Raw genomic sequence first — 17,826 nt, forward strand, 5'->3', positions numbered from 1 at the left:
CCAGAACAGGTTCCATCACCTCAGGATTTACCCTTCTTTGACTTCAGTTTACGCAATCAGTTTCCCTTGCGGGCCAGAATGTCTGACCCCGTTCCGCCATCTGCAATAATTCGTCACAAGGTGTAAACCGTGGACCGTATTGAGAGGCCAGACGTTGCAGGATCGCAACCACTTCACCCGCCCCGAGGGTATCCATATACCGGAACGGGCCGCCAAGGAATGGCGGAAAACCGATACCAAACACGGCACCGATGTCGCCGTCGCGCGCGCTTTTGATCACCTGCTCACCAAAGCAGCGCGCCGCTTCATTGAGCATCATCATCACGCAGCGCTCAGCACACTGAACCGCCGACAGTTTTCCCTGACCCGTGACAGGAATAAGCGCATAAACCGAAGGGTCGACCTGTTTCTTGCTTTTACGCCCTTTCGCGGCGTAAAGATAGAAACCGCGTTCATTTTTTCTGCCTTTGCGATCGTCCTTCAAAATTGCGGAAACAAAGTTTGCAGGCGGCGCAAAACGATCGCCATAAGCCGCTTCCAGCACAGGGATAATTTTAGTCCCCGTATCAATTCCTACCTCATCCAAAAGTTGGATTGGGCCGACGGGGAAACCAAACTTCACCAGGGCGTCATCGACGTGCTCAATTTTCTCCCCTTCCATCAGCAACCGCATCGCTTCGTTAATATACGGCGCCAGAATGCGGTTGACGTAGAAGCCGGCTTTGTCCGCGACCACAACAGGAGTTTTGCCCTGTTTTTTCGCTAGCTTCACCACGGTGGCAATAGTTTGCGGGCTGGTTGTGGCATGAGGGATAACCTCCACCAGCGGCATTTTTTCGACAGGACTGAAATAGTGCAGCCCTATCACCTGCTCCGGGCGCATGGCTTTCGCCGCGATGTCGCCGATCGGCAAAGACGAGGTGTTTGACGCGAAAATGGTGTGCGGCGCGCAATGCTGTTCAACGTCCGCTACCATCTGCTGCTTAAGGGCCAGATCTTCGAACACGGCTTCAATCACCAGATCGCGGTGTGCAAACCCACTGTAGTCGGTGGCGCCAGTGATCATCGCGAGGGTTTTATCGCGATCGCTGGCCTTGATATGGCGGCGTTTCACTTTGCGATCAAGGTTCTGCCAGCTGTACTGCAACGCGTGGTTGATGCCCTTAGGATTGATATCTTTGATACGTACGGGCAATTTGCCTTTGCTGGCGGTGACAAACGCGATGCCGCCGCCCATCAGCCCACCACCCAGAACCCCAACGGCGCGCAGCGGAGCCGGTTCAGCTTCACTGCCCGGATCTTTTTTAACCTCCGTGCTGGCAAAGAAAATGCCGCGCAACGCCTGCGACTGCGGCGTCATCGCCAGCTCGCCAAACGCTTTCGCTTCCGCGGCATAACCGCTGCTGCTGCCCTGCGATAAACCGGTTTCAATCACCTTCAGAATGCGCGTCGCTGCCGGATAGTTCCCTCTGGTTTTTTGCTCGGTTTTTTTACCCACCATATTAAACAGCAGCGTGCGCCCCAGCGGCCCGGCGAGGATACGCTCACGCACCGGCAGGGGGCGTTTCGCCTGACGACCTTTCAGCGCCCGCTCAACGGCAGCCTCAAGCAAGATTGCGTGCGGAACGACCTCATCAACCAGACCCGCCTTTAACGCCTGACGGGCGCGCAGCTGTTTACCGGTTAAAATCATCTCCAGCGCAGTACTGACGCCCACCAGCCGCGGCAAGCGCTGCGTGCCACCTGAACCGGGCAGCAATCCAAGCTGTACTTCAGGCAGTCCGAGTACGGTTATCGCATCGTCGGTACAGATGCGACTGTGGCAGGCCAGCGCCAGCTCAAGCCCGCCGCCCAGGCAAGCCCCGTGGATCGCAGCGACAACGGGTATCGACAGCGCATGGATCTCCGCCATCACCTGCTGCCCCTGACGCGCCAGATCTTCTGCTTCCTGAGCGCTTGTCGCCCGGGCAATCATGTTGATATCGGCCCCGGCAATAAAGTTATCCGGCTTTGCCGAGATAAATACCAGGCCACGTATCGCTTTGTTTTCGCGGATCTGTCTGAGCATCGCACGCACCTGAACGCCGAACTCCGCCTTCAGGGTATTCATTTTTTCGTCGGGCACATCAATGGTGATAACGGCCACGTTATCAAGGCGAACAACAAGGTTAAATGCAGATGTCGTTTCCATTATTCAGCCTCCAGAACCATTGCTGCGCCCAGGCCGCCCGCCGCACAGGCGGTGACGAGACCAAAGCCGCCGCCACGGCGACGCAGTTCGTGCAACGTCTGGGTGATCATTCTCGCCCCGGTCGCTGCAAACGGATGACCGTAAGCAATGGAGCCACCCAGCACATTGAATTTACTTTGATCCACTTCGCCTGTGGCATGTGCGCGGCCCAGCACGTCGCGGGCAAAACGTTCGCTCGCCATAAGCTGCACGTTTGCCAGCGTTTGTGCGGCAAAGGCTTCGTGCATATCAATTAGCGTGAGATCGGAGAGCGTTAGCCCCGCGCGCTCCAGCGCCAGCGGCGTGGACCAGGCCGGTCCGAGCAGCATGTCCTGCCAGACATCGATGGCGGTAAAGGCATAGCTGCGCAAATAGCCCAGCGGTGTGATGCCCAGCTCTTTCGCCCGGGATTCCGTCATCAGGATCACGGCGGCGGCACCGTCCGTCAGCGGCGTACTGTTGGCCGCCGTAACGGTGCCATGTTTACGGTCAAAGGCCGGGCGCAGTTTTGCGTAATCTGCCAGGGTTGAGGTGCCGCGAACGTTGTTATCTTCCGCGAGCGGTTCCCGGTAAGGCGGTACATAGGCGGTCATCACTTCGTTGGTCAGTTTGCCCTCCGACCAGGCTTTCGCTGCCAGCTGATGCGAGCGATGCGCCAGCGCATCCTGCTGTTCGCGGGTAATACCATAGGTTTTTGCCATCTGCTCGGCTGTATCGCCCATGCGCAGGCCGGTGGAGTATTCAGCAACGGCAGGTGGCACGGGCATGAGGTCGCGCAGGCGTAAACGCGAGAAGAGTTTAAGCTTTGCACCGGTAGTGCGAGCTTTGTTGGCATCCACGAGGATGCGGGCCAGCTGTTTGCTGACGCCGATGGGCAGCACGGAGGAGGAATCCGCGCCGCCGGCAATTCCCGCGCGAATGGTCCCCGCCATCAGGCTTTCCGCCACGTTCGCCACCGCCTGGAAACTTGTGGCGCAGGCGCGGCTGACGCTGTAGGCGTCGGTATGAACATTCATGCCGGTACCCAGCACGATTTCACGCGCGATATTGGGTGCTTCCGGCATCTGTACCACCTGGCCGAAAACCAGTTGCTCAATAACCTCTGGCGGGATCTCGCTGCGAGCCAGCATCTCCCCCACCACCATTTTTCCCAGATCGACAGCCGGTATACCGTGAAACGCGGTTGCCTGACGTGCAAACGGCGTACGTAACCCGCTGACAATGGCAATGCGGTCACCGTGTCGGGTGATAAGCGGTAATGCCTGACTCATAACACTCCCCTGTAAAAAAATTTTGCGCGCACGTTAAGTGGTCTGACCTGATAATAGTCTTAACTATTTTTTTACATTGAGCCAATCGGGGAAGCGAAAAATTGCGAGCTAAGGCACAGAGAAGAAAAAGAAAATGCCCAGGGTAAAAGCAAAACGGTAACCCGTGGGTTACCGTTTTTAGTGTTTGCGCCCTCTCCCGTGGGAGAGGGTTGGGGTGAGGGCACCAGACCGCAGGAATTAACGCAGGCCCAGCTGGAAGATCAGCGTTTCTGCCTCGCAGGCGAACACAAAGTCGATATCCAGCTGTACGCCGCCTTCCACTTCCGTGAAGGTAGATTTGATTTCACATGGATCGGATTCGACTTCACACGCACGCTTGCTCAGCGCGGCCAGCGTCTCTTCCGCTTCAGCGCGGTTAGGGAATACGCGGCTGTAAGAGGCGGTGCAATCGGTGTTGTCCATAATGGTGCCAACATCCATACAGCAGCAAACCGGGGTTTCATCAGCACTGCATTTACTCATAGCTCAATTTCCTCTGTATTCGCGCAGCGCGCGAGATAAACACGATGCGACTATTTTACGCCCCCGGACGAGCCCCCTCCAGCCGTTAATGGCGCAAAACCGGATAAGTGAGCAATATCACACTAAAAAATGATCTAAAACAAAATTCACCTTTTCGGATGAATCGTACTGGTCACAATTTTGCCAACCAGATCTCGTTTCATGAAACATGTTTGAAAATATTAATAAACAAACTTGCAACATCCCAGCTGGTCAGACCTATACTCTCGCCACTGGTCTGATTTGTATGTCATACCTCAGACCCTACACTTCGCGCTCCTGTTACGGTATGTAACAATTATTGAATAAAAATAACTCAATGAGGTTATGGTCATGAGCCAGAAAACCCTGTTCAAACAAACTGCTTTAGCAGTTGCAGTGGCAATCGTCTCAACGTCCGCCTGGTCAGCGGGCTTCCAGTTAAACGAATTTTCTTCCTCTGGCCTTGGCCGTGCGTATTCCGGGGAAGGTGCGATTGCCGATGACGCAGGCAACGCAAGCCGTAACCCGGCGCTTATCATGATGTTTGATCGCCCTACCTTCTCTGCCGGTGCGGTTTACATCGATCCTGATGTCAACATTTCTGGCAAATCTCAGTATACCGGCGCAGATCTGAAGGCGGATAACATTGCACCAACGGCGTGGGTGCCTAACCTGCACTTTGTTGCGCCAATCAATGAACAGTTTGGTTGGGGTGCCTCTGTCACCTCTAACTATGGCCTGGCAACGGAGTTCAATAACAACTACCCGGCCGGGGAATACGGCGGTAAAACCGACCTGACGACCCTGAACCTTAACCTGAGCGGCGCATATCGTCTGAACGATAACTGGAGCTTTGGTCTGGGCTTTGATGCTGTCTACGCTGATGCAAAAATCGAGCGTTATTCCGGGGAGCAAACTGCTGCGCTGCCGAAAAACAGCAATAAAATTGCCAGCCTGAAAGGTGACGAGTGGGGTTACGGCTGGAACGCCGGTATCCTGTATGAACTGGATAAAAACAACCGCTGGGGTCTGACCTACCGCTCAGAAGTGAAGATTGACTTCGATGGCGATTACAAAAGCGGCATCCTGAGCCCGGTCAACGGTATGGTACCGGGCGCAGGCACCACCATTCCATGGGGTACCTCGAATCAAACCGTACCGGGTTCACTGTCACTGCATCTGCCAGAAATGTGGGAAGTGTCAGGTTATAACCGCGTTGCGCCGCAGTGGGCTATTCACTATAGCCTCGCGTATACCAGCTGGAGTCAGTTCCAGGAGCTGAAAGCCACCGGCAGCAACGGCCAGACGCTGTTCTATAAAGACGAAAGCTTCCACGATGCTTACCGTATCGCACTTGGTACGACCTATTATATGGATGACAACTGGACGTTCCGTACCGGCGTGGCATTTGATGACAGCCCGGTACCGGCAGATAAGCGTTCTATCTCCATTCCGGATCAGGACCGTTTCTGGGTGAGTGCGGGGGCAACCTACGCGTTCAACGAAAATGCCTCTATCGACGCGGGCGTGTCGTACATGCATGGACAGAAAGTGACCTTCCAGGAAGGCCCTTACGAGTTTACCTCTGAAGGTAAAGCCTGGCTGTTTGGTACCAACTTCAACTACGCGTTCTAATCCCAACACGATTAAAAAAGGTGAGCATCGCTCACCTTTTTTATTTATTCCGAATCGATATCTTTTAATTCGTTCTCGATGGCTTTCGCGTTCGGATTATCTTCCGGCTTCAGCTTACCGCCGTTGGCAATAAAGTCATGGTTCTGGAAATAGGCCTCGCGGACCATGATGTACGGATCGGAAGACTGACGCAGCAGACCGTCAGAGTCCAGCAGTTGCGCACGCGTTTCAATCCCTTCCACGGTCCATTTACCAATCGACAGCGGCCAGGTGAGCCATGACAGCACCGGATACAGCGTATCCACCATGTCGCCGCCATCATCACGCACGGTAAAGCTGCCGTAGAATGGCAGGTGCACATACGGCCCATAACCTACGCCATAATGCCCCAGTGTGCTGCCGAAACGATGCGGCTGTTCACGCTGTAATTTCGGGTTCGCCATGCCTGCGACATCTATTAAGCCGCCCATACCCAGCAGAGAGTTCAGGAAGAAACGGGTGAAATGCACCATCCCCTGATACGGGTCGCCCTGGAGGAAGTAGTTCACCATCACCGCTGGCTCTTCCAGGTTACTGGTAAAGTTGCTCAGCCCGTTACGCGCTGGCTGCGGAACGTAGTCACGCCATGCCACGGCAACCGGACGAACCAGATATGGATCCAGCACATTATAGTTAAAGTTGTACATTGAACGGTTAAATCCTTCGAGAGGATCGGAGCGTCCCGTTTGCTCGCCAGAGCTGGCGCAGCCCACAAGCATCGTTACGCCCAGCGCAAGCGCCGACAGCCGAAGCTTCATATATTTCTCCCTGTTCAATATGGCTATCGTTGAATGCCATCTGTGACGGAGCCTGTGAGGCTCCGCCTGAAACGTGCAAGTGATTGTAACAGCACGCTTACCGATGTCTACGAGGACAATGACGACCCGCTCGCGTCATCACGCTAATTTCAGCATAGCCTGTCTTTAAGAATTCGTTTCGCTGGCAATTTTATATTGGCTTTGAAAGAGATGTCTCACCTTTATTGCCATTTTCAGCAATTTAAGAGCTTCCCCACGGGCAAGGCGCCAAAAGCCGCTACGCTTAAATGAGCGATTACCCCGAAGGAGCAGTTATGAAAGATATTAACGAAGAAAAAATTGGCGAGAACAATGAGGAACATGAGATTGAAAGTGAGGAGAAAGACCGGGGAGAAGAGATAGAAGTCGATGAGGATCGCCTGCCGTCGCGTGCCATGGCCATTCATGAGCATATTCGCCAGGATGGCGAAAAGGAGATGGAGCGTGATGCAATGGCCCTGCTGTGGTCGGCCATCGCAGCCGGTCTGTCGATGGGTGCCTCTCTGCTCGCCAAAGGTATATTTCACGTTCAGCTGGAAGGCGTGCCGGGCGGTTTTTTGCTGGAGAATTTAGGCTACACGTTCGGCTTTATTATCGTCATTATGGCGCGACAGCAGCTTTTCACGGAGAACACCGTCACTGCCGTACTGCCCGTCATGCAAAATCCGACCCTTGGTAATTTTGGTTTACTGATGCGCCTGTGGAGCGTCGTGCTGCTGGGGAACCTGATCGGTACGGGCGTTGCAGCCTGGGCCTTCGAGTATATGCCAATTTTTGATGAACCGACCCGCGACGCATTTGTGAAGATTGGCATGGACGTAATGAAAAATACGCCGGTTGAAATGTTCTCTAATGCCATTATCTCCGGCTGGATCATCGCCACTATGGTCTGGATGTTCCCGTCAGCGGGCAGCGCGAAAATCGTGGTGATTATTCTAATGACCTGGCTTATCGCACTCGCCGATACCACGCACATTGTTGTCGGGACCGTTGAAATCCTTTATCTGGTATTTAACGGCACACTCCACTGGAGCGACTTTTTCTGGCCGTTCGCCCTGCCTACTCTCGCAGGCAACATTTGTGGCGGAACCTTTATCTTTGCACTGCTGAGCCATGCGCAAATCCGTAACGACATGTCCAACAAGCGTAAGGCCGAACTTAAGGCTCAGGAAAAAAAGGATAAAACTGCCGAAAAATCGGCGTGAACGGTGACTCTTTGACCAGTCAGGCGGCAATGCGCTTAACGAGAAGTGTAAATAACGCTATACTCTTGCCGCTTCGTCCCCTTAGTTAAATGGATATAACGAGCCCCTCCTAAGGGCTAGTTGCAGGTTCGATTCCTGCAGGGGACACTTTTAATTTCCCCCTATAATGCCTGATTTATCAATCCGCTTTGCAATTGCCGCTTTTTTAAGCAAAAACGAGTAATAGCTCATAATGTATAACGGTGCTACATTAAGCCGCCCACCCAAGTCAGCAATGGCCAGGCAACGTCGTAAAGAACGGTAAAGCCTGCAACCATGACCTCGTCCTACGGTCTCAATGGCACGTGGTATCGCGAAGTCTGCGCTACCTTCACAGGCTTTACAAAGGTTCCACTATTTTGTCTCAATCCAAATTTCAGCGGGCGTTTCTGCACCCGCGCTACTGGTTTACATGGTTCGGCCTTGGCGTACTTTGGCTGCTGGTCCAGCTTCCTTATCCCGTGATTCGCTTCCTGGGTTCGAAGCTCGGCAGCGCATCGCGTCACTTTCTTAAGCGTCGCGAGTCCATTGCCCGAAAAAATCTTGAACTTTGCTTTCCGCATTACAACGCGCAGCAGCGTGAAACGCTGATCGCTGAAAACTTTAAATCTATCGGTATGGCGCTGCTTGAAACCGGTATGGCCTGGTTCTGGCCAGACGAGCGTGTCCGTAAATGGTTTGACGTTGAAGGTCTGGATAACCTCAAACATGCCCAGATGCAAAAACGCGGCGTGATGGTTGTGGGTGTGCATTTTATGTCGCTTGAGCTGGGCGGCCGCGTTATGGGTCTTTGTCAGCCGATGATGGCAACCTATCGCCCGCATAACAGCGCACTGATGGAATGGGTACAAACGCGGGGCCGCATGCGTTCAAATAAGGCGATGATCAGCCGTAACAATCTGCGCGGTATGGTTGGCGCCCTGAAAAAAGGTGAAGCCGTCTGGTTTGCCCCGGACCAGGACTACGGCCCTAAAGGCAGCAGCTTTGCCCCTTTCTTTGCGGTTAAAGATGTCGCTACGACGAACGGTACCTTTGTGATTTCACGTCTCTCTGGCGCCTCGATGTTAACGGTGACCATGGTCAGAAAAGCGGATAAGTCAGGCTATCGTCTGCATATCTCACCGGAGATGGCGAACTATCCTGAGGATGAGAGTGAAGCCGCGACCTTTATCAATAAGGTGATTGAGTTTGAGATTATGCGAGCACCTGAGCAGTATCTGTGGATGCACCGCCGCTTTAAAACCCGCCCTCTGGGCGAAGCCTCACTTTATATCTAACCCCTTTCGAAGGTTAGTTTCGCTAAGAAACTAACCTTTTCAAGCACCTGTAATCGCAGTGCGTAACGGCTTTTTTCGACCGTCGCTCAACAGGCATTTATTGCGTACCGAAATCAAACTGTCGCCGTTCCACGACACTCGTAAGTATCGGAAATTATTTAAAAAAATGCCTCTTGTCACTCCTGAAATTTAGGCGTACATTAGCGCCGTCTGGCGACAGGAAAGCACAGAATTCAGAGCTGAAGTTAGCGACGTAACGGGATAATTCCGATTTCCCCTTTCGCATGATTTCAACTCTCTATACTCAGTTGGACTCTGTTTTTTTAATGCGTACCGAAAGATACGCGGAGCGATGAAACGTGAAATATTTCTTTATGGGCATTTCGGTTATTGTTTTAGTTTGGGCCGGAACGTTTGCTCTGATGATCTAGTTAAGAAAATGCAGTCAAAAAAACAGGCGCCGTTGGCGCCTGTTTTTTTGGTGTCCGTTACGACTCGGGTTGTTCCACGACGCTCTTAACTGCAAGCAGGCCATCCGCGCGGAACATGCTTTTAATCCCCCGCACAGCCTGACGGATACGGTCGCTGTTTTCGATCAGCGCGAAACGCACATGCGTGTCACCGTAGTCACCAAAGCCAATGCCTGGAGAAACGCAAACCTTCGCGTCCTGAAGCAGTTTTTTGGCAAATTCCAGAGATCCCATCGCCGCATACGGCTCGGGGATTTTCGCCCAGACGTACATGGAAGCTTTAGGCATTTCAACCATCCAGCCCGCTTCGTGAAGCCCTTTTACCAGCACATCACGGCGGCGCTTGTACTGGGCGGCAATATCAAGCACGCACTGCTGATCCCCTTCCAGCGCCGCGATGGCCGCGACCTGCAATGGCGTAAACGTACCATAGTCATGGTAACTTTTAATACGCGCCAGGGCGCTCACCAGCGTTTTGTTTCCCACCATAAATCCAATTCGCCAGCCCGCCATGTTGTAGCTTTTCGACAGGGTGAAAAACTCAACCGCCACATCACGGGCACCCGGTACCTGCATAATTGACGGCGCTTTCCAGCCATCATAAACGATATCAGCATAGGCGAGATCGTGTACCACCAGCACGTCGTAACGCTTAGCCAGCGCGACCACTTTCTCAAAGAATTCGAGTTCGACGCATTGTGCCGTTGGGTTGGACGGGAAACCGAGGATCATCATTTTCGGCTTCGGATAGCTTTCACGAATCGCCCGTTCCAGCTCGTTGAAGAAGTCGACGCCTTCCACCAGTGGAACAGAACGCACCTGCGCGCCAGCAATCACCGCCCCATAAATATGAATTGGGTAGCTCGGATTCGGCACCAGGACGGTATCGCCGTGATCGAGCGTCGCCAGCATCAGGTGGGCCAGCCCCTCTTTGGAGCCAATGGTCACAATCGCTTCGCTTTCAGGGTCGATATCCACCTGATAACGATCCTGATACCAGCGGGAGATCGCCCGACGCAAGCGTGGAATGCCGCGTGAGGTTGAATACCCATGGGTATCGGGACGCTGGGCAACTGTGCAGAGTTTCTCAACGATATGCGGCGGCGTTGGGCCGTCAGGGTTACCCATACTGAAATCGATAATGTCTTCACCGCGCCGACGCGCAGCCATTTTCAGTTCAGCAGTGATATTGAAAACATAAGGGGGGAGACGATCGATACGCGTAAAACGGCGTTCAGGACTGAATTCAGCCATAGATTCCTCAGAGTCACGTTAGCGCCCGGACCGTCCGAGCGACGCTGCCACCCGTGTGGCATGCTTAGAAAATAACCTGAAGAAAAAGACGCTGTCGAGGGGATAACGGCAAAACAATATATTGCGCTAAAACGGGAATGCGATTGCAGTGAAAAGCGGAACTCTTATCGTGAACAGGCAGTTTTAAGCGCTGCGATTTAACACGATATTTTCAGTATCGTTACCTGACGCTTCTCCCCAAACGAAAAAGCAGCGACTTTCAGTCAAAAGCCAGCAATCCCCTTTGAGAATTATGGTTTTTCCCCATTTGATAAATCTGATGGATAGCTGGTCATCTGGCCCTATGTTTTCTATCATAGATTTTTCCCGTTTTCCCAGGCCTGACCGTGCACGAAATCTTCAATATGCTCCTGGCGGTGTTCGACCGCGCGGCATTAATGCTGATCTGTCTCTTTTTCCTTATCCGCATCCGCTTGTTTCGCGAACTGTTGCATAAATCTGCCCACTCGCCAAAAGAGCTGCTGGCCGTTACGTTTATCTTTTCGATGTTTGCCCTGTTCAGCACCTGGTCCGGCGTGCCGGTAGAAGGCTCGCTGGTGAACGTGCGCATCATCGCCGTCATGTCAGGCGGGATCCTCTTTGGTCCCTGGGTCGGGATTATCACAGGCATTATCGCCGGCACCCATCGATACCTGATTGATATTGGCGGCGTGACGGCAGTCCCCTGCTTTATCACCAGCATTATTGCCGGGGTACTCTCCGGCTGGATTAACCGCAAAATCCCGAAAAAACAGCACTGGCGTGCGGGGATTATCGCGGGGATGGTCTGCGAAACGCTGACCATGATCCTGGTCGTCGTCTGGGCACCGACCACTGCGCTGGGGCTGGATATCGTCTCGAAGATCGGTATTCCGATGATCCTCGGGAGCGTCTGTATAGGCTTTATCGTGCTGCTGGTGCAAAGCGTGGAAGGCGAAAAAGAGGCCAGCGCCGCGCGTCAGGCGAAGCTGGCACTGGATATTGCCAACAAAACACTGCCGCTTTTCCGACACGTTAACACCGAATCTTTACGTCAGGTTTGCGATATCATCCGCCGGGATATTCACGCCGATGCGGTTGCCATCACCAATATTGACCACGTGCTGGCCTATGTTGGCGTCGGTGAGCACAATTATCGCGACAGCGACGATACCATCAGCCCGACCACCAGACAGGCGATTAACTACGGAAAAATCATCATTAAAAACAATGATGAAGCCCACCGGACGCCAGAGATCCACTCAATGCTGGTGATCCCGCTGTGGGAAAAAGGCGTGGTCACGGGGACGCTGAAAATTTACTACTGCCATGCGCACCAAATCACCTCCTCGCTCCAGGAGATGGCGATTGGCCTGTCGCAGATTATCTCCACCCAACTCGAAGTTTCGCGTGCGGAGCAGTTGCGCGAGATGGCAAATAAGGCAGAGCTGCGTGCCCTGCAAAGCAAGATCAATCCCCATTTCCTGTTTAACGCGCTGAACGCTATCTCCTCTTCCATTCGTCTTAATCCGGATACCGCGCGGCAGCTGATTTTTAATCTGTCGCGCTATCTGCGCTACAACATTGAGTTAAAAGATGACGAGCAGATCGACATCAAAAAAGAGCTGTATCAAATCAAGGATTACATCGCGATTGAGCAGGCACGCTTTGGCGATAAGCTGACGGTCATTTACGATATTGATGAAGAGGTCAACTGCGTGATCCCAAGCCTGCTGATCCAGCCGCTGGTGGAAAACGCTATTGTTCACGGCATTCAGCCGTGTAAAGGAAAAGGCGTGGTCACGATTAGCGTGACGGAAAGCGGTAACCGCGTGCGAATCGCCGTGCGCGATACCGGACACGGCATCGATCCGAAAGTTATCGAGCGCGTCGAATCAAACGAAATGCCGGGAAATAAAATCGGGCTGCTGAACGTACACCACCGGGTCAAGCTGCTGTACGGTGACGGGCTGCACATTCACCGCCTCGAGCCGGGCACCGAAATTGCTTTTTATGTCCCGAACGAACGAACGCCCGTTAATGCCCCCATATCCTTGTTGCCGTAGGCCGGAGTAACAGATGAAAGTCATCATCGTAGAAGATGAAATTCTGGCTCAGCAGGAGTTGAGCTGGCTTATCAAAACCCACAGCCAGATGGAGATTGTTGGCTGTTTTGAGGATGGTCTGGACGTGCTGAAATTTTTGCAGCATAACCGGGTCGACGCGATTTTTCTCGATATTAATATTCCGTCTCTGGACGGCGTTCTGCTGGCGCAAAATATCAATCAGTTCGCCCATAAGCCGTTTATTGTGTTTGTCACCGCGTGGAAAGAGCATGCCGTGGAAGCCTTCGAGCTGGAGGCGTTTGACTATATTCTCAAGCCGTATCAGGAGTCACGTATTATCAGCATGCTGCATAAGCTGGAAGCCGCATGGCAGCAGCAGTCGCTGCCCGCCAGTGCCAGTCCGGTAGCGCGGGAAAACGACACCATTAATCTGGTCAAGGACGAACGGATCATCGTCACGCCTGTCGACGATATTTACTATGCTGAAGCGCACGAAAAAATGACGTTTGTCTATACGCGGCGTGAGGCCTACGTAATGGCGATGAACATCACCGAATTTTGCAACAAACTCCCGGCAGCGCACTTCTTCCGCTGCCACCGCTCGTTCTGCGTCAACCTGAACAAGATCCGCGAGATCGAACCCTGGTTTAATAACACCTATATTTTGCGTCTGAAGGATCTGGATTTTCAGGTGCCGGTAAGCCGCAGCAGAGTGAAAGCGTTCCGCCAGCTCATGCACCTGTAGCGCGTTCCCTCTCCCGCAGGAGAGGGAGACGGATGTCAGAGGATCTGGCCAAGTACCTGACGCAGATGCGCCCCGGAGCCAAGCAAGCCCGGATTGTCGTGGACAATCAGGTAAACCGGAATGTCCTGCACGTAACTTTTGAAGCGGCCTTTGTCTTCAAAGCCACCACGGAAACCGGAGGCGGTAAAGAAATCGAGGAAGCGCGGCACGATCCCGCCCGCAATATAGACCCCGCCAAAGGTGCCGAGATTCAGGGCCAGGTTGCCGCCGAAACGCCCCATAATGACGCAGAACAACGACAAAGCACGACGGCAGTCAATACAGCTGTCGGCCAGCGCGCGTTCGGTCACATCTTTAGGCTGCAGATTTTCCGGCAGACGTCCGTCTGATTTTACAATCGCCCGATACAGGTTCACCAGACCCGGGCCAGAAAGCACGCGCTCGGCCGACACGTGACCAATTTCGGCGCGTAGCTCCTCAAGAATAATGCCCTCTTCTTCGCTGTTCGGCGCAAAATCCACGTGACCGCCCTCACCCGGCAGGCTCACCCAGCGTTTGTCGACGTGGACCAGGTGCGCCACCCCCAGACCGGTTCCGGCGCCGTAAACAGCAATGGGTTTGCCTTCAACCGGGGCCGTACCGCCGAACTGAATCAGATGCTCAGGTTTAAGCATTGGGATAGCCATGGAAACCGCAGTGAAATCGTTGATAATTTCAAGGTGCGAGAAGCCGAGGTTTTTCCGCATTTCGGCAATTGAAAAGGCCCACGTGTGGTTGGTCATCGCCACCCAGTCGCCGGTGATCGGACAGGCGATGGCGATACAACCGTCTTCAACGCTCACTTTATGCTCTTCAAGATAGACGCGAACTACCGCTTCCAGGCTTGGGTAATCCAGCCCTGAATAGGTTTTCGCCTGAGAAATTTCACCGCTGTTTACATCGCACAGGGCAAGGCGCGCGTTGGTGCCGCCTACATCACCTACCAAAGCATACTTTGTCATTCTTCTACTGCTCCGCTAAAGTCAGAATAAATCTTTGGGACACTGTAAATTCAAGGCGTGATAACAACAACGACCAGAAGGTGACTGCCCATGGATTATCGATCTTCGTCACATAATAACTTTACCGTTTCAGCACCTTTTGCACTATTGCCACAATGCTGATTGTGCAAAGTAACGTTAAGCCGTTTTGTACAAGGAAATCATCATGCTCCATCCGCGAGCCAGAACCATGCTGTTATTGGCTGTCCCGGCGCTAATTATTGGCGTAGCGTCGAGCCTGGTGCTCATCGTCGTCATGAAAGTAGCGGCAGTGCTGCAAACGATTTTATGGACCGCGCTGCCGGTTAAACTTGGCATCAGCACTGACTCGCCAGGGTGGATCATGATGATGCTGACCCTGACCGGAATTGCCGTAGGTCTGGTGATCCGCTATAGCCCGGGCCATGCCGGGCCGGACCCGGCACTGGAACCCTTGATTGGTGCGCCAGTATCTCCCTCTGCTCTGCCGGGGCTTGTTATCGCGCTGATTATCGGTCTTGCGGGCGGCGTAAGTCTCGGGCCTGAACATCCCATTATGGCGGTTAATATCGCGCTGGCGGTCTTTCTGGGAGCGCGTCTTTTCCCGCGCGTTGGCGCGCTGGACTGGACGATTCTGGCTTCCGCCGGTACCATCGGGGCACTGTTTGGTACCCCAATAGCGGCTGCGCTCATCTTTTCGCAAACGCTCAGCAGCGACAATGATGTGCCGCTGTGGGATAAACTCTTTGCGCCATTGATGGCCGCCGCAGCAGGGGCCCTCACGACCAGCCTGTTTTTCCATCCCCATTTTTCACTCCCCATCCCCCACTATGGCCAGATGCAACTCACCGATATTGTCAGCGGTGCCGTCGTCGTCGCGATAGCCATTGCGCTGGGAATGATCGCAGTGTGGTGTCTTCCGCGCCTGCATCGTCTGATGCACAGGCTGAAGCATCCGGTGCTGATTCTGGGTATGGGCGGTTTTATTCTGGGCGTTTTAGGCGCTATCGGCGGGACGGTTACGCTGTTTAAGGGTCTGGACGAGATGCAACAGCTGGCCTTCAGCCAGGTCTTTAGCGTCTCCGATTATCTGCTGTTCGCGCTGGTAAAACTGGCGGCGCTGGTGATCGCTGCAGCCTGTGGTTTCCGGGGAGGACGGATCTTCCCGGCGGTATTTGTTGGCGTCGCGCTGGGGCTGATGCTGCATGAGCACGTCGACGCTGTCCCTGCGGCGATTACCGTCTCCTGCTCCATTCTGGGGCTGGTACTGGTGGTAACGCGCGATGCATGGCTGAGTCTGTTTATGGCGGCCGTTGTTGTGCCGGATACCACGCTTCTGCCGCTCCTTTGTATCGTGATGTTGCCCGCCTGGCTCCTGCTGGCGGGCAAACCGATGTTGATGGCATGGCGAAACGACAGGTAATCAGGCGTTATTGCGCGCCTCCAGCGCTTTGGTCAGCGCGCTCAGCAGCGGCGGAATATCGGCTTTCGGCAGCATCACCTCGATCAGCGATAGTCGCTCGTGGTGTGCTACTTTATCCAGCACCTCCGCCAGTGTTTCCGCTTCGCTGACGCGCCAGCATTCTGCCTCTGGCGCCAGGCTCAGCGCCTGCGGGATCTGCGTCCAGTTCCAGAGGGCAATATCGTTATAGCGCTGCTCCGGCCCGTGGATGGCTCTCTCAACCGTGTATCCCTCGTTGTTAAGCACCAGAATAATCGGGCGCTGCTTGTCGCGCAGCATCGATCCCAGCTCCTGAATGGTCAACTGCGCGGCACCGTCACCCGTCAGGACAATCACGCGTCGGTTCGGACACGCTGTTTGCGCGCCAAACGCCGCCGCGAGCGTGTAGCCGATCGATCCCCAAAGCGGCTGGACGATAAAGTTCACGTCTGCCGGTAAACGCAAATCGATAGCGCCGAAAGCAGACGTCCCCTGGTCAGCCAGAATAATGTCTCCGGGGCGAATAAACGTTTGCAGGGTTCGCCAGAAGCTCTCCTGAGTCAGCGCCCCTTCGATAGTGGGGAAAGAAGAGCTGCTGAGATCCGATGGCGCTCGCGTATCACGTACATGCGTTTTGCACAGCGCTGTCAGCGTTTCAATGGCCTCCCTCATCGGGATACCCGTAAACCAGACGTCGCCGACGCGGGACGCGTGGGGCTGAACCTCTATCGTCTGATCTGGCGTCAGCTGGTGGGTAAACCCGGCTGTGAGCGTATCGGTAAAGCGCGTGCCAATGCACAGCACCGTATCAGCCCCCTCGATTGCCTCTTTGACCGCCGCGGCGCTCGCCGATCCGCTGTAGGTGCCATAAAAACCGCTCTGTCGTTCGTCAAAAATGCCCTTGCCCATTAGCATGGTGGCGTGTGCCATCGGCACCTCTTTCACCCACGTCTGAAGGGCCGCGCGCAAACCGTGGCGCAGCACCAGGAAGTCCGCTAACAGCGCGGTGCGTTTGCTCGTTGACAAACGCTTTTCGGCAGCCTCACGGAACGCTTGCATGCAGGCTGAATCGGCCGGTGCGGAGTTAAGAGTGAGAGCGCTTACAGGGGGCGTAGCGGCTTTTTTCGCCACATCGGCGGGCAGCATCAGGTAGCCCGGACGGCGCTCCCGCAGCATGGTGGTCAGGACTCTGTCAATTTCATAGCAGGCGTTTTGTTCGGTAAGCACCGCCTGTGCAACGGTGATGGGTTCGCTCATGTGGTAGAAATGGCGGAACTCGCCGTCGCCTAAGGTGTGGTGCAGTAACTCTCCTCGCTGCTGCGCCGCCATACCCGGAGCCCCCACAATATGGAGCACGGGGACATGTTCGGCAAAGCTGCCCGCCACACCGTTCATGGCGCTTAACTCCCCAACGCCGAAAGTCGTCAGGAGTGCGGCAAATCCCTTACAGCGGGCATAGCCGTCTGCGGCGTAAGACGCGTTCAGCTCGTTGGCACAGCCCACCCAGCAGATGTCCGGGCTGTCTATCACATGGTCGAGAAACTGCAGGTTATAGTCGCCCGGCACGCCAAACAGATGATCGGCACCGCAATCTGTTAGTCGGTCCAGCAGGTAATCGGCGACGCAATAGGGGGTACGCATATTATAGGTGTCCTTCTGACGTTGACCTCACTCTGAGTATTAAATAAGCGTGAAGGGTGTCCAGAATTGGCGACAATCAGGGGCTGGAAAGAATGCTTTACGAAAAAAGCTGAGCTATGCTCATTTTCTTCAGGTT

The 17,826-nt window shown here is 54.2% G+C and carries 14 protein-coding genes and 1 tRNA gene; 8 read left to right on the forward strand and 7 right to left on the reverse strand.

Annotated elements, in window-relative coordinates:
* Positions 1–43: 43 nt before the first annotated feature.
* The 3 genes from fadJ to ACOT0L_RS12780 form a co-directional block, all read right to left on the reverse strand.
* Positions 44–2,191 carry a fatty acid oxidation complex subunit alpha FadJ gene (gene fadJ, locus ACOT0L_RS12770; protein ID WP_126503346.1) on the reverse strand — a complete coding sequence of 716 codons (2,148 nt, stop codon included), beginning with the start codon at positions 2,189–2,191 and terminating at the stop codon, positions 44–46.
* Positions 2,191–3,501, reverse strand: coding sequence for an acetyl-CoA C-acyltransferase FadI (gene fadI, locus ACOT0L_RS12775; RefSeq protein WP_022648868.1), 1,311 nt, complete (start codon positions 3,499–3,501; stop codon positions 2,191–2,193). The genes fadJ and fadI overlap by 1 nt, the downstream gene beginning before the upstream one ends.
* A gap of 237 nt (positions 3,502–3,738) precedes the next feature.
* The gene (locus ACOT0L_RS12780) at positions 3,739–4,023 is read right to left on the reverse strand and encodes a YfcZ/YiiS family protein (RefSeq protein ID WP_063150322.1); all 285 of its coding nucleotides are present in this window, start codon (positions 4,021–4,023) and stop codon (positions 3,739–3,741) included.
* A gap of 372 nt (positions 4,024–4,395) precedes the next feature.
* Between ACOT0L_RS12780 and fadL the strand changes: the two genes are divergently transcribed.
* Entirely contained in the window at positions 4,396–5,679 is a 1,284-nt protein-coding gene (gene fadL / locus ACOT0L_RS12785; RefSeq protein WP_022648870.1) for a long-chain fatty acid transporter FadL, read from the forward strand.
* A 44-nt stretch (positions 5,680–5,723) separates the two neighbouring features.
* Here fadL and mlaA read toward each other — a convergent pair whose 3' ends face one another.
* Positions 5,724–6,476, reverse strand: coding sequence for a phospholipid-binding lipoprotein MlaA (gene mlaA / locus ACOT0L_RS12790; RefSeq protein WP_022648871.1), 753 nt, complete (start codon positions 6,474–6,476; stop codon positions 5,724–5,726).
* Positions 6,477–6,790: 314 nt separating this feature from the next.
* Here mlaA and ACOT0L_RS12795 point away from each other — a divergent pair, with 314 nt between their 5' ends.
* From ACOT0L_RS12795 to ypdK, 4 genes are all read left to right on the forward strand, one after another.
* A complete protein-coding gene (locus ACOT0L_RS12795; protein ID WP_022648872.1) occupies positions 6,791–7,720 on the forward strand; it encodes a formate/nitrite transporter family protein in 930 nt (309 codons plus the stop codon).
* Between the two features lie 75 nt (positions 7,721–7,795).
* Positions 7,796–7,867, forward strand: a tRNA-Arg gene (locus tag ACOT0L_RS12800).
* 248 nt (positions 7,868–8,115) lie between these two features.
* Complete coding sequence (gene lpxP, locus ACOT0L_RS12805) at positions 8,116–9,036, forward strand: kdo(2)-lipid IV(A) palmitoleoyltransferase (RefSeq protein WP_168713920.1); 921 nt, start codon at positions 8,116–8,118, stop codon at positions 9,034–9,036.
* 359 nt (positions 9,037–9,395) lie between these two features.
* A complete protein-coding gene (gene ypdK / locus ACOT0L_RS12810; RefSeq protein WP_099458937.1) occupies positions 9,396–9,467 on the forward strand; it encodes a membrane protein YpdK in 72 nt (23 codons plus the stop codon).
* A 57-nt stretch (positions 9,468–9,524) separates the two neighbouring features.
* Here ypdK and alaC read toward each other — a convergent pair whose 3' ends face one another.
* Positions 9,525–10,760 carry an alanine transaminase gene (alaC, locus tag ACOT0L_RS12815; RefSeq protein ID WP_023300650.1) on the reverse strand — a complete coding sequence of 412 codons (1,236 nt, stop codon included), beginning with the start codon at positions 10,758–10,760 and terminating at the stop codon, positions 9,525–9,527.
* 386 nt (positions 10,761–11,146) lie between these two features.
* On the opposite strand from alaC, the gene ACOT0L_RS12820 reads away from it, so the two are divergent.
* Positions 11,147–12,844 (forward strand): sensor histidine kinase, encoded by a 1,698-nt coding sequence (locus ACOT0L_RS12820; protein WP_022648926.1) that lies wholly within the window; start codon positions 11,147–11,149, stop codon positions 12,842–12,844.
* A gap of 13 nt (positions 12,845–12,857) precedes the next feature.
* The gene (locus tag ACOT0L_RS12825; RefSeq protein ID WP_032622329.1) at positions 12,858–13,589 is read left to right on the forward strand and encodes a LytR/AlgR family response regulator transcription factor; all 732 of its coding nucleotides are present in this window, start codon (positions 12,858–12,860) and stop codon (positions 13,587–13,589) included.
* Positions 13,590–13,624: 35 nt separating this feature from the next.
* Here ACOT0L_RS12825 and glk read toward each other — a convergent pair whose 3' ends face one another.
* On the reverse strand, positions 13,625–14,590 hold the full coding sequence (gene glk / locus ACOT0L_RS12830) for a glucokinase (RefSeq protein WP_022648928.1): 966 nt from the start codon (positions 14,588–14,590) through the stop codon (positions 13,625–13,627).
* 205 nt (positions 14,591–14,795) lie between these two features.
* Between glk and ACOT0L_RS12835 the strand changes: the two genes are divergently transcribed.
* Positions 14,796–16,031 (forward strand): ion channel protein, encoded by a 1,236-nt coding sequence (locus tag ACOT0L_RS12835; RefSeq protein ID WP_038416469.1) that lies wholly within the window; start codon positions 14,796–14,798, stop codon positions 16,029–16,031.
* Here ACOT0L_RS12835 and ipdC read toward each other — a convergent pair whose 3' ends face one another.
* A complete protein-coding gene (ipdC, locus tag ACOT0L_RS12840) occupies positions 16,032–17,690 on the reverse strand; it encodes an indolepyruvate decarboxylase (RefSeq protein WP_126503344.1) in 1,659 nt (552 codons plus the stop codon).
* Positions 17,691–17,826 lie beyond the last annotated feature (136 nt).

The organism is Enterobacter cloacae complex sp. XAL002 (genome assembly GCF_049236805.1).
In the GTDB taxonomy this organism is placed as follows: Bacteria; Pseudomonadota; Gammaproteobacteria; order Enterobacterales; family Enterobacteriaceae; genus Enterobacter; species Enterobacter intestinihominis.

Coding starts and splice junctions, on each gene's coding strand:
- ipdC (WP_126503344.1), bottom strand. CDS start 17,690: ATGCGTACCCCCTATTGCGTCGCCGATTACCTGCTGGACCGACTAACA.
- fadJ (WP_126503346.1), bottom strand. CDS start 2,191: ATGGAAACGACATCTGCATTTAACCTTGTTGTTCGCCTTGATAACGTG.
- mlaA (WP_022648871.1), bottom strand. CDS start 6,476: ATGAAGCTTCGGCTGTCGGCGCTTGCGCTGGGCGTAACGATGCTTGTG.
- ACOT0L_RS12795 (WP_022648872.1), top strand. CDS start 6,791: ATGAAAGATATTAACGAAGAAAAAATTGGCGAGAACAATGAGGAACAT.
- ACOT0L_RS12825 (WP_032622329.1), top strand. CDS start 12,858: ATGAAAGTCATCATCGTAGAAGATGAAATTCTGGCTCAGCAGGAGTTG.
- alaC (WP_023300650.1), bottom strand. CDS start 10,760: ATGGCTGAATTCAGTCCTGAACGCCGTTTTACGCGTATCGATCGTCTC.
- glk (WP_022648928.1), bottom strand. CDS start 14,590: ATGACAAAGTATGCTTTGGTAGGTGATGTAGGCGGCACCAACGCGCGC.
- fadL (WP_022648870.1), top strand. CDS start 4,396: ATGAGCCAGAAAACCCTGTTCAAACAAACTGCTTTAGCAGTTGCAGTG.
- ACOT0L_RS12780 (WP_063150322.1), bottom strand. CDS start 4,023: ATGAGTAAATGCAGTGCTGATGAAACCCCGGTTTGCTGCTGTATGGAT.
- ACOT0L_RS12835 (WP_038416469.1), top strand. CDS start 14,796: ATGCTCCATCCGCGAGCCAGAACCATGCTGTTATTGGCTGTCCCGGCG.
- fadI (WP_022648868.1), bottom strand. CDS start 3,501: ATGAGTCAGGCATTACCGCTTATCACCCGACACGGTGACCGCATTGCC.